This is a genomic window from Ancylomarina sp. YFZ004 (genome assembly GCF_054254355.1).
On record NZ_JBTCHQ010000001.1, the window covers coordinates 277,793 to 291,152 of the forward strand.

A 13,360-nucleotide genomic window follows, 5' to 3' on the forward strand; every position below is an offset into this window, starting at 1 on the left:
TATACTTGAGAATACAAAAAATAATGAGAACTAGAAATTACAAAAAACAAATCCGACTGACAAAATAAACGGAATAATAACAATACGGAAATAAAAACTGCGTAGAACAACAAATATTGCTAAACGGGCTATTCAGTGTGACTTTGAGTACAAATAATTACTTGCAACAACGCCAAGTTTTAATATATTTACAAAGGTTGGCTAAGTGGTAAATTGTGAGATTTTCTCGTTCTATTACCCGTCTAGCCATATTAAACACGTTATAGCCAATTAGAAAAATTAAGAGATATACACCTTGCAAGTAGAAATAAAAAATCCAAGAATTAAATGTTACAAATGCATGAGGCCTTCAAGCACATGTATTTGTAAACACATAAGTCCTTTCCAGACTAAGACTCGTTTTATTATTCTTATGCACCCGAAGGAGTACAAAAAAGAAAAAAACGGAACGGGACATATGACTAAGCTTCAACTTGAAAATTCAGAAATTATAGTTGGTGTCGATTTTACCAATAACAATCGTGTAAATGAAATACTGAATCAAGAAAAAAGTAGTTCTTTTTTACTTTATCCAGGAAAAGACACTTTCAACTTATCGACAAGAAAAAGTTCAGAAATAAATTCTTTTATGGGGATTAATCCACACATCTTCATTCTAGATGCCACATGGCCCTGCGCCCGTAAAATGCTTAAACTAAGTAAGAACTTGCAAAAACTAAAAAGAGTGAGTTTTGATAATGAAATAAAATCAAAATTTATTATCAAGCAACAGCCAGAACCTCTTTGCCTTAGTACTATTGAGTCAGTCTATACTGTCTTAAATTTACTTAAGGAAGGTGACTTTGAACAATGCAAGACGAAGGATTTTCTTATTCCTTTTGAAAAAATGATTGAGTGTCAAGTCGAATATATCCTAAACCCAACTGTTACAAGCTATCGTCCAAGTACGAAAAGAGAGATTATTCCTATGGACAGGTATAAGAAGAAATCGCAAAGAACTATTATTTTTAAACAAGAAAGTTAGATGGCTTTTTTGTGAATGTTAGTTGTTAAAGGTGCTGTTATAAAATTAAACGTATTAAACACCAAGTGCGGATCTAAACTTAATGAAACTGATCAAAGGGAACAATTATCAGAATTGATTATTATATCAAGTGAGTTAATAGTATATCATACACGAAACGAAGATATTACAGAATAGTGGAGAGAATGGTAGCGAATAAAAAAGGAGCTCTAACAATAAGTAATAACATCATATCTGTTCGTGCCTCACAGAGACGATGCATACTATCATCGTTAGCACCAATCTGGTACGGTCAAGGCACATAGTTGACCTTTTTTTGATAAAAAAAGGCATAACCAAAACGAATTGCTATGCCTTGGATAAACACATCAGCTATGGACAAAAAAAGTAAATTTATTACGTTATGGGAATCAAATAATTATTCTTTTTCAGCCCTTTGTAAAGCGTTTGGTATATCAAGAACTGCAGGCTATAAAATAAGTTAACAGATATAAAGAATTTGGCCCTGCGGCTATTGTTGAAAGTTCGAGAGCACCTTTTAGTCAGCCAAACAGGACACCTGTTGAAATAGAAGAAGCCATAATTGGTTTAAGAAAGGATCACAAAAACTGGGGAGTACGAAAGTTTGCTACACTTCTTAAGTCACAGTTCCCAGAAGAAATGATTCCTTCTGTAACTACAATCAACAATATTCTGGGCAGAAATGGACTTATAGAGCCTCGTAAACGTGCTAAAAGGGTAAAACCTGTGTATCCAATATTCAACCCAGTAGAGTGCAATGAAGTGTGGAGCGCTGATTTTAAAGGCAAATTCAAAATGGGCAACAAAAAATACTGTCATCCTTTAACGATAGCAGACTCAAAAAGTCGGTTTGTATTCAGTTCTAAAGGCTTATATTCTGAAAATTACAAGTCTGTTAAAAAGGAGTTTACAAGGGTATTTAAAGAGTTTGGTATACCGCATCAGATCCATACAGACAATGGGACGCCTTTTGGCTCTATAAGAGCTCTTAAAAGGTTTTCGCAGTTATCGTATTGGTTTATTGATCAAGGTATCATGCCGGTGTTCTCCGATCCTACTCATCCAGAACAAAATGGACGGCACGAACGAATGCATCGTGATTTAAAGGCTGCATGCGTTTAAGCCTTCAGCATATGATTTAAAAGCTCAACAAAGGCTTTTAAACCGCTTTGTAAAGGAATATAATCATGTAACACCATGAAGCTTTGGGGATGGAAACGCCAGCTTTTATGCACAATTTTTTCACGAGACCATTTCCAGAGAAAATACATCAAGTGAAATTGATTCCAAAGATTATGCGTCAAACTTTAGAGTTTTTAAAGTAACTCAAAATGGTGCTATCAGATGGAAATCATATTACTGGGTATATTTAACGGCATCTTTAAAAGGCAAATATGTGGGAGTTGAAGATTTAGGTAATGGAATTTGGAAGGTGCATTATAGAAACGTATTTTTAGGTTTCTTCAATGAAAATCAATTAAGATCTAAAGAATCATCAACAAGGTTAGAGACTAATTTAGTGTAAAGTCTAATCTTTAACTTTTGTAAACGATGTGCCTTAACGAACATTATAAAAAGTCCAATATAGAGTATGAAAGACATAGAAGACTATAGTCCTTATGATAAAAAAGATTGGAGAAAATGGCTCGAATTGAACCATAATAAAAAAGATGCAGTTTGGCTCATTTTTTATAAAAAAAAATCTCCGAACCATAACCTAAGTTGGAGTGAATCAGTTGATGAAGCACTTTGTTTTGGTTGGATTGATAGCACCAAAAGGACAATAGACAGTGAGAAATACAAACAGTATTTCAGCAAACGAAAAGCAAAAAGTAATTGGTCTAAGATAAATAAGGATAAAGTAAAAACCTTAATTGACCAACAACTTATGGAAGAAGAAGGCTACAAAAGCATTGAAATTGCAAAAGAAAATGGTTCTTGGACAATTTTGGATGGAGTTGAAGCACTTATAATTCCAGAAGATTTAAAAGAAGAATTTTCAAATTACAAAGGCTCATTAGAATATTTTGGTAGTCTAAGTAAGTCTGTTATAAAGATTTTATTACACTGGGTCGTTTCTGCTAAAAGAAAAGAAACAAGACAAAAGAGAATTTTAGAAATCGTAGAAAATGCAAGTAATAATTTGAAACCAAAACAATTTAGATAGAATAAAAACGGCTTACAACAAAAGCTAAATTGTCATGGGCGTTGACAAGCTGTTTGATCCCGATAGTTATCGGGATAGTGCAATTAATCCCGACGAGTCGGGACCAGCAAGCCAATTAAATGGGTTTGCTCAAAAATATAAACAAATTTATTACTCACGAATTAAGATTTTTAAAGGTGTTTCCCGATGATTCGGGACAAGCAAAGATGTAAAATGCGGCTTGCTTATTTAGCGGTTTACTCACTTCGTTTAGTGATCTCCCTTTGGTCGGTAGAGAAGGCAACTCTTTTAAATCGCCCACGAAACTTATCATTTTCCGTTAACCACATGCAAAAACCAAAAATTATGAAAAAAATATTAATACTATTAATTGGAGTTTTGATTATATCATGTAACCAAAGGAAAAAGGAGAATCAAAAAACAGATGTAAAACCAACAACTTTGATAGAAAAGTCCGAAAATTTTGATTGGTTATTGGGAAAATGGAAAAGGTTAAACGAGGAAGAAGGCAAAGAAACTTTTGAAAACTGGGAAAAGATTAAGGAAACGGAATATTCAGGGCTTGGTTTTACAATGCAAAATGGAGACACTATAAAACAAGAAAAAATTCGATTAACCCAAACGAGTGGAAAATGGAATTTGACTGTAAAAGTTCCCGAAGAATCGGAATCAACTACTTTTAATGGAGTTAGTCATAACGATAACGAATTTACTTGTGAAAATAATGAAATAGACTTTCCCAATAAGATAAAATATTGGAAAAACGGGAATAAAATAAATGCCACGGTTTCTGGAGGCGAAATGAAGATATCGTTTGAATTTGAAAAACTGAAGAACTAGAAGCCAGTGGCTAACAACAGCTAAATTTCATGGGCGCTGATAAGCAGTTTGATCCCGATAGTTATCCCTTAGGTTTGCATAGCCAATTAAAATTGGTTTGTTCAAAATAATAATTCCAAAGGTGTTTCCCGCTGATTCGGGACAAGCAAAGATGTAAAATGCGGTTTGATTCTTTAGCGGTTTTAAAGGCCAACTCTTAAATCCCGATAGCTGTCGGGAGCCCACAAAACTTAGCAAGACCGTTAGCATTCATTTTCAAAGCACTGTTGAAGATTAGGTTAATAAAATTCATTATCTTTAAGATAGAAAATTTGATTAAAAAGACTAAGGAACAGCTAATTGAGGAATCACAAGCTATTCCAGACATTTTTGATCAAGCCTATAAAATCATGGCAGAAAAGATAATATTTACTACCTAATTTAAATATTAGTAACATGAATAAAACCCAATTTAACTCATTAAAATCACGAATAATTATTGCCATTACTAGTGTTCTTGTTGTATCATTATTGTTTACAACATTTTTTTTTGCCAACAGGTCAAAGCGAGAATTATCAGAAGCAATTGAAGGAAATGCGCTTAACTTATTAGAAGCGACTAAAAACCATGTTGAATCACAACACAACAGTATTCTTGATCATAAAGCATTTATACTTTCACGTAGAAAAATTGAATTAAAGAATAATGTAACTGTTCTAATATCAATGGTCAACAGAGCATATAAACTTTATGAATCAGGGCAACTAAACGAATCTGAAGCAAAACAACGTGCAATCACAGCTATAAAACAAGCACGCTATAATAATAATGTGGGCTATGCCTGGATAAATGATATTGATAGTATTCCCCAGATGGTGATGCATCCATTTCTTCCTGAATTAACGGGAAATCCCATGAATGATTCAATATATAATTATGGATCTGGTGAAGAAAAAAATATAGGACAAGCATTTATTAATATATGTCTTGAAAAGGGTGAAGGTTATTTAGACTATCAATGGCCCAAACCTATACCAGGAGGTCAGACAAAATTACAACCCAAAATTTCATATGTAAAACTGTTTAAACCCTGGAATTGGATTATTGGAAATGGTGTTTATTACGATGATATTGAAAAAGAAGTGCAGGATAGAGTTAATGCTGTAATTGAAGATTTGAATAAAGTAATTATCAAACAGAGAATTGGTGAAAGCGGTTATTTCTTCATTTTTAATGAAGAAACTTTTGTACTTGTACATCCCAATTCCACAGGGGACAGCATGAGCCATTTAATCAATCCTGCAACAGGTAACATCCTTTTCAACGAATTAAAAGAGACAGCATTTAGGCCTGACCATTTTATGGAGTACAATTGGGATAAACCGGGCTTCGAAGGCGAATATATATTTCCTAAAAAAGCTTTTGTAACTTATTATGAACCTCTTGGATGGTATATTGCGACTTCTGTTTATAAAGAAGATTTTGAACAAAAAATAACACATCTCACCAATACAATACTCCTATTTTCAATCTTTTTTCTCGTAATCGCTTTTGTTATTTCGTTTCTTGTATCCAGAAGCATTACCAACCCTTTAAATAAGCTTGTTAACACAATTAGTTCCGTTGATAAAGATGGTCTACCGACAAAACTGATTTCCCCATCAAAAATAACGGAAATAAAAGTACTCAGTTCTACAATTAATACGATGATTGATTCTATCAGAAAATCCCGGAAGGCATTAAAAGCTGAAAGAGATTATTCTATGGAGCTTATTAATACAACGCCTAATATTATTTGCGGTTTGAATCATGAGGGTATTACAACATTTATTAATCCTGCGGGAGAAAAGGTAACGGGTTACAGCAAAGAGGAAATTATTGGAAAGAATTGGTGGAAACTGTTATATCCGGGCAAGGCATACAAGCAGGTTGAAAGACTTTATGAAAAATTTCCAGAAGGTAAAGTTATTGAAATGAAACTATTAAGAAAAAATGGAGAAAAGAGAGATATTGTATGGAACTCTTTTACCAAGAGAGATAATAATAACAATATTTTGGAAATCATCGGGTTTGGTAATGATATCACCAAGAGCAAGCAAATTGAGAAAGAACTTATAGAATCAAAAGAAAAAGCAGAAGAAAGCGACCGATTGAAATCCGCATTTTTAGCTAATATGAGCCACGAAATACGTACCCCGATGAATGGTATCCTAGGATTTATCGACCTTATGAACGCCCCTAACTTAAACAAAGCTCAAATTGATAAGTACTCAACTATCATTAACAAAAGCAGCGACAGACTGATAAATACAATCGACGATATTATTGATATTTCAAGGATTGAAGCTGGAGAAGTGATTGTTTCAAATACTGAGATTTCGATACAGAGTGTCATGGATGAACTTTATACTTTCCATTCTCCTGAAGCAAAACTGAAAGGGTTATCGTTATCTATAGAACCTTCACTTTCCCCTGAGCAGACAAACATAATTACCGACGGCCATAAACTCCATGGGATATTAACTAACCTTATTAAAAATGCAATTAAATACACTAAAAAAGGGTCAATCACTTTTGGCTATTCCTTGAAAAAGAATTGTATAGAATTTTTTGTAGAAGATACAGGAATAGGTATTCCAAAAGATAGGACGCAAGCAATTTTTAATCGTTTTGAACAAGCAGATATTGAGGACACAAGGGTCTTTGAAGGTTCCGGCTTAGGGCTTGCACTATCAAAGGCTTATACTGAAATGCTTGGCGGGGAAATTTGGGTAAAATCAGAACAGGGAGAAGGAAGTGTCTTTTATTTTACTTTACCATACAAGAGCAAAACGAAAAAAGAAAATAACACAAAAGATGAAATTTTGCCTCCCCTTGAACTAAGCCCAATCAACAGCTTGAAAATATTAATTGTAGAAGACGATGAAGCATCAAAAAAACTTATTTCTATTGTTGTCCGAACATTCGGAGAAGAAATTATCAGTGTAAGAACCGGAACAGAAGCAGTGGCAGCTTGCCTCAATAACCCCGACATCGATTTGGTGCTTATGGATGTTCTATTGCCCGAAATGGATGGCTATAAAGCCACCAGAGAAATACGAAAGTTTAACAAAGATGTTATAATAATTGCACAAACGGCTTATGCACTTAGTGGCGACAAGCAAAAAGCACTTGAAGTTGGGTGTAACGATTATATCACAAAACCAATCAATAAAAGATTGCTATTGGAGACAATTAGCAAGCATATTGGCAAAAAAACATTTAATAATAAAAATAAATAAAAGTCCATTATTGCAGTAATATCAATGGTTTCAGTTCGCTTAAAACCCGTAACGGGCTGAAGGCCGGATTTCTATCAGTCGACTATTATTCATACACTTACCATTAATGAGCAATGTTAGACTGATAAGGGAATTTATTATTATGAAGAACAAAAAACTTAAATTCATCCTGCTCTTCGTCGTATTTCTATTGCTCATCCCATTAATAGGGATAGGCAAGAAAGTTGAGTTCAATTTAGAAACATCAGCTAGCCAAACAAAACGTCCTTCCTATTTATATGTGTTCTTAATTTAAGAACGCAGTCTATCAATAATAAAAAAATATGTAAATTTATTACTCACGAATTAAAATTTTAAAAGGTGTTCGTGATTTGAAAATGAGGTTTGCTTCCTTAGCGTGATACTCACGTCGTATCGTAAGCTCCCTTTGGTCGGTAGATTAAGACAACATTTTTAATCGCCCACAAAACTTAACTAGACCATTAGCAATCATAAACAATATGAAAAAAAAGAACTGGAAAATAAGAGTAGGAATATTTTTGATTATTTTCTGTATTCCATTTTTTCTTTTCATACCTATAATTCCATTCCTTGAAATGGAAGCTAAAACCAAAATTACACTCTCAACAATATCTCTAATTATTGGTGAAGTAATGTTTTGGGTTGGAGGGATATTAGTTGGGAAAGAACTTTTCATAAAATACAAATCATACTTTAAGCCTAAAAATTGGTTTAAAAAAACAGATAAGAATAAGGAATCACAATGATATTTGTGAAAATTACAGAAAGTACGAGACTACTAATCGGACACATTAAGAATAATAAATACGCTCGCTAACGACGTTTCATGATGCACACTTGGTTTATTGGCTTCCATGTAAGAGCCTAATTCGGTTGAATTATGCTGTAATCAAGAAAATACAAATTAAAAGTGGCAGCACACATCATACCCGCAAATCGTTAGCTACCATTTTGGGAAAATTTGCTATTTCAATAATAAACATGACAATGGACAAAATGTTTTATTATTCTTAATTTAATTGAAAATAAATACTTTATGCACATAATTGACATTTCAATATTTGTATTATACATGCTTTCAATGCTTGGTGTTGGTATCTATTTTCTAAAACGTAATAAATCACAAGAGGACTATTATGTGGGAGGTCGAAAAATGACTTCGGTTCATATAGGCTTATCGGTTGTTGCAACCGATGTGGGGGGAGGATTTTCAATTGGATTAGGTGGATTAGGCTTTTTAATTGGTTTGTCGGGCAGTTGGATGCTTTTTACCGGCTTAGTTGGTGCATGGCTTAGTGCCATTTTTCTCATTCCTAGAATATATCCTTTAGCTAAAAAACACAACTTTTTAAGTTTTCCAGAAGTGCTAAATCATTATTACAACGGGAAAGTAGCTCTTATAGCTGGTATTATTTCGTTGATTGGTTATATTGGATTTACAAGTTCTCAAGTATTAGCCGGTGCTAAATTAGCTGCTGCAACATTTCCTTCAATAACGATTATAGATGCCGTTTTATTAATGGGAATCATTGTAATTGGATACACCGTGCTTGGCGGACTTAAAGCTGTGATATACACCGATACCGTACAATGGATTATACTTATGGCTGGCCTAATATTAATAGGTATACCCTTAGGTTTCATTAAAGTTGGAGGTTGGGAAGCTATACGAACTTATTTACCCGACAGCTTTTTAAGTCTTACCAATATTAGTTTTGTGCAATTTGTTAACTGGCTCATTACGATCGTTCCAATTTGGTTTGTAGGCATGACCCTGTATCAAAGAATTTATGCCTCAAAAGATGAAAAATCAGCAAAAAAAGCTTGGTTTCTGGCTGGTTTGTTTGAATGGCCGGTCATGGCTTTTATGGGAATTGCTTTAGGATTGTTAGGCAGAGTGGCTTTTGAACAAGGCATGTTTACTGAAATTGGATATCCACCTGGTAGCCCTATTGACGAAGAAATTGGCCTGCCCTTACTCTTAACGCATATTTTCCCCATTGGACTGATGGGACTGCTTATGTCATCTTATTTCTCAGCAATTATGTCAACGGCTGATAGTTGTTTGATGGCAGCGTCAGGTAATTTCACGACAGATATTTTAAAGCTCTCCAGTAAAAACCCCAAGGGTATAAGATATTCACAATTTGCTACATTGACTATTGGAATACTTGCCATCATTCTGGCTACAATGATGGAAAATGTACTTGAATTGATGCTGTATTCTTATGCTTTTATGGTCTCAGGATTATTTGTACCGATTTTGGGTACTATGTTCTTGAAAAATCCTTCCTCGAAAGCAGCACTATATTCAATGCTTTTGGGTGGAGGAACTACTCTGTTTCTCATATTATCTAAAATACAATTGCCCCTTGGTTTAGATGCGAATTTCTTTGGTATAACATTTTCGGCTATCATTTTTATTTTTGTTCAAATACGACAAAAAAAACAGATATATTGATTCTCTTAATTAAAAAAAATATTTCTAGAAAATTTGATCGACTTCTTATTTGGCAATCTTCAAGGGTAGATTTTGATAATGGCATGTTTTCAGATATCGCTTATTGATAGCGTGTAGGGATTTATCCTGGAACTAGATTATAGCTTCAGTATTTGTTTATTATTCAGTAAGTTTCATCTATAAAAGAGCAACGAAATGATAAGAAAAATTATTAAGTTGAGGCATGAACTTCATCAATATCCTGAAGTTTCAAATAATGAATACAAAACTTCAGAGAGGATTGAAGATTTCATAAAGACCTTGTTGCCAGATGAAATTATTAATCTGAGTAAAACAGGGAAAGCCTTTATTTTTAAAGGTAAAGAAGCCGGTAAAACGATTGTATTCAGAGCCGAATTGGATGCCCTGCCTATATTGGAAAAATCATCACTCCCCTATGCTTCTACCAATAAAAATGTATCGCACGTTTGTGGGCACGATGGTCATATGGCCATTTTAGCTGGTTTAGCTCAAAAGCTAGCAAATGAAACGCCCAAATACGGAAAGATAGTTTTACTGTTTCAACCCGCCGAGGAAGTCGAGCAAGGAGCGAAAGATGTGATTGAAGATGCTGCTTTCGTAGCTATTCAGCCAGACTATATTTTTGCGCTTCATAATATTCCTGGTATAAAAAAACACAATATCGTGATAAAGAGCGGAAGTTTTTCCGCTGCATCAAAAGGAATGACCATTAAACTTTTTGGTAAAACAGCTCATGCGGCCGAACCTGAAAACGGAATCAGTCCTGCAAATGCTATTTCTAGGATTATTAATCAACTTCATTTATTAAAAGAAAATAAAAGCCTATTTAAAGATTTGGCATTGCTAACCATCATTCATATCCAATTGGGTGAAATCTCATTTGGGACATCACCAGGTTATGCAGAAATAAGAATCACTTTACGCTCTTTCGATAATGAAGACATGGCCTTATTAACTGCTCATTCCGAAAAAATAATTTACGAAATTTCGAAAGCTGAAAATTTAGAATGCAGAATTTCTTATTCTGAAGAATTCCCTGCAAGTGTGAATAATAATGAGAGCCTTAACTATGTTGAAGAATCGGCAAGACAAAATAATTTAGTAATTGAAACCATTGAACACCCATTCAAATGGTCGGAAGATTTCGGATATTATTCTCAATATTACAAGTCTTGTTTATTTGGTTTGGGTTCGGGAATATCACAGCCCCCACTCCACAATCCTGATTACGATTTTCCGGATGAAATAATTGAAAGCGGGATAAACATGTTTTATAGTATTTATAAGAAAATCAATAAATTATATGACTGAAAGTTCTTTAGTAACTTTAAACGAACAATCTGTAAGGAATAACGTGACTTTTCTTAAAAAGAAAATGGGAAAGAATGTCATATTATCTGCCGTAGTTAAAGCAAATGCTTATGGGCATGGCATTGAACAGATTGTTCCTCTTTTTGAAAAGCATGGCATAAACCACTATTCTGTTTTTAGCTACCAGGAGGCTATTCGTGTATATAACAGTCTTTCTGAAAGTAGTACAATAATGATAATGGGCTGGATTTCGGATACAGACCTAACTGATGCAATTGAAAAAGGAATTGAATTGTATATTTTTAATATAGAACGACTAGTCTTAGCAATTGATTGCGCCAAACAGCTAAATAAGAAAGTAAATATTCACCTCGAAGCCGAAACGGGAATGAACCGTTCGGGTCTTACAGAAGAGGAATTAATTAAGGCCATTGCGATAATTAAAGAAAATGAGCAATATATAAATCTTGCTGGGTTTTGTACTCACTTGGCCGGTGCCGAAAGCATTTCGAATCACTCACGAATATTAAAACAATTAAAGAGTTACCAGAGGATTTTAGCTATTTTGGAAACAAATGGTATAAGCCCTCAAATTAGACATGTCGCAAATTCTGCAGCCTCATTTATTTACCCTAAAGCTCGGATGGATATGGTGAGAGTAGGTATCATGCTTTATGGCTTTTGGTCTAGCAGTGAAGTTTTTATTCAGTATGTTAATAACAGAAAAAATAAAATTGACCCCTTGAATCGAATTTTGGGTTGGGAAAGTCAAATCATGTCAATTAAAGAAGTTAAAACTGGTAAATTTATAGGTTATGGGATTTCATATTTGGCACAAACAGATATGAAAACAGCACTCATCCCAGTCGGATATGCATCTGGATATAGCCGTTCATTAAGCAATAAAGGCAGAGTGCTTATAGGAGGGCAACTTTGCTATGTAATTGGCGTGGTGAATATGAATATGATTATTGCTGATGTTACAAATATACCCAATGTAAAACTTGGTGATGAGGTTGTGATAATTGGAAAACAAGAAAGCTTAGAAATAAAAGTAAGTGCTTTTAGCGATATAAGTGATGAACTTAACTACGAAGTATTAGCTCATTTATCAGAATTAATTAGACGAACTACTATTAAAAAAATATAATTATGGCATTTGTAACATTAGATATTAAGAAACTAAAATTAAATTTTGATTTCCTTAATAATCTCTTTAAAAAGAATGGGATTGAATGGTCGATCGTGTCAAAAATGTTAAGCGGTAATAAAAATTTCTTGACAGAATTACTAAAATTTGACATCAATCAAATTTGCGACTCACGTGTGTCCAATTTAAAAGAAATTAAATCAATCAATCCGAAAATTGAAACGATTTACATTAAACCACCAGCAAAACGCTCAATATCAGGTGTTGTTAAATACGCGGATATTAGTATGAATACAGAAATTGAAACGATTAAACTTTTATCAAAAGAAGCTAAAAGGCAAAAGAAAACTCATAAAATAATAATAATGATTGAGCTTGGGGAACTCAGAGAGGGTGTTTTGGGCGACGACTTTATCGCTTTTTATGAAAGTGTTTTTAAATTGGAAAATTTGCAAGTTGTTGGAATTGGCACAAACCTTTCTTGTTTATATGGTGTTTTGCCAAATCACGATAAATTAATTCAGTTAAGTTTATATGAACAATTAATCGAAGCAAAATTTGACAAACAAATTCCTTATGTTTCAGGTGGTTCTTCGGTAACAATACCTTTGATTTTTCAAAATCTTTTACCAAAAGGAATCAATCACTTTCGAGTGGGTGAAACATTATTTCTTGGAACAGACATTTATAATAATACAAAATTTAAAAAAATGCACTCCGGTGTATTTAGTTTGTATTCTGAGATAATAGAATTAATCGAAAAACCACTTGTTCCAATGGGTGAATTGGGGACAAATGTTGAAGGTGAAAGTTATGAATTTGACCAAACTGATATAGGGGAAACTTCATACAGAGCAATTATTGATTTAGGTCTGCTTGATGTAGAAACTGATCATCTTGAATTGGTTGATAAACGCTTAAAAATAGCAGGCGCAAGTTCTGATATGATAGTAATTGACCTTGATGATAATAAAAAGAAATATAAGGTTGGAGACTTAGTTGAATTTAAGTTAGATTATATGGGGATTATTAGAATAATGAATTCAAAATATATTGAGAAGAAGGTAAAAAACGGCAACTAAC

At 33.6% G+C, this 13,360-nt stretch carries 10 protein-coding genes and 1 pseudogene; all 11 read left to right on the forward strand.

What is annotated here, in order from left to right; translation table 11 throughout:
• The first annotated feature begins 295 nt into the window (after positions 1–295).
• Entirely contained in the window at positions 296–1,024 is a 729-nt protein-coding gene (locus ACXR6G_RS01180; RefSeq protein WP_458359567.1) for a tRNA-uridine aminocarboxypropyltransferase, read from the forward strand.
• 492 nt (positions 1,025–1,516) lie between these two features.
• Positions 1,517–1,708: pseudogene (locus ACXR6G_RS01185) on the forward strand (hypothetical protein); the annotation flags it as partial.
• Positions 1,685–2,167 carry a DDE-type integrase/transposase/recombinase gene (locus ACXR6G_RS01190; protein ID WP_458359957.1) on the forward strand — a complete coding sequence of 161 codons (483 nt, stop codon included), beginning with the start codon at positions 1,685–1,687 and terminating at the stop codon, positions 2,165–2,167. The pseudogene ACXR6G_RS01185 and the gene ACXR6G_RS01190, both read left to right, overlap by 24 nt.
• Positions 2,168–2,636: 469 nt before the next feature.
• Positions 2,637–3,212, forward strand: a complete 576-nt coding sequence (locus ACXR6G_RS01195) for a YdeI/OmpD-associated family protein (protein ID WP_458359568.1) — start codon at positions 2,637–2,639, stop codon at positions 3,210–3,212.
• Positions 3,213–3,557: 345 nt separating this feature from the next.
• Positions 3,558–4,052: a hypothetical protein gene (locus ACXR6G_RS01200; protein ID WP_458359569.1), complete on the forward strand. Its 495-nt coding sequence runs from the start codon at positions 3,558–3,560 to the stop codon at positions 4,050–4,052.
• A 435-nt stretch (positions 4,053–4,487) separates the two neighbouring features.
• Positions 4,488–7,313, forward strand: a complete 2,826-nt coding sequence (locus ACXR6G_RS01205; RefSeq protein ID WP_458359570.1) for a cache domain-containing protein — start codon at positions 4,488–4,490, stop codon at positions 7,311–7,313.
• A gap of 500 nt (positions 7,314–7,813) precedes the next feature.
• The gene (locus ACXR6G_RS01210; RefSeq protein WP_458359571.1) at positions 7,814–8,080 is read left to right on the forward strand and encodes a transporter suffix domain-containing protein; all 267 of its coding nucleotides are present in this window, start codon (positions 7,814–7,816) and stop codon (positions 8,078–8,080) included.
• A gap of 290 nt (positions 8,081–8,370) precedes the next feature.
• Complete coding sequence (locus ACXR6G_RS01215) at positions 8,371–9,795, forward strand: sodium:solute symporter family protein (RefSeq protein WP_458359572.1); 1,425 nt, start codon at positions 8,371–8,373, stop codon at positions 9,793–9,795.
• Between the two features lie 195 nt (positions 9,796–9,990).
• Entirely contained in the window at positions 9,991–11,127 is a 1,137-nt protein-coding gene (locus ACXR6G_RS01220; RefSeq protein WP_458359573.1) for an amidohydrolase, read from the forward strand.
• Positions 11,120–12,277: an alanine racemase gene (gene alr / locus ACXR6G_RS01225; protein ID WP_458359574.1), complete on the forward strand. Its 1,158-nt coding sequence runs from the start codon at positions 11,120–11,122 to the stop codon at positions 12,275–12,277. The genes ACXR6G_RS01220 and alr overlap by 8 nt, the downstream gene beginning before the upstream one ends.
• A 2-nt stretch (positions 12,278–12,279) precedes the next feature.
• Complete coding sequence (locus ACXR6G_RS01230) at positions 12,280–13,359, forward strand: alanine racemase (protein WP_458359575.1); 1,080 nt, start codon at positions 12,280–12,282, stop codon at positions 13,357–13,359.
• The last annotated feature ends 1 nt before the right edge of the window (position 13,360 follow it).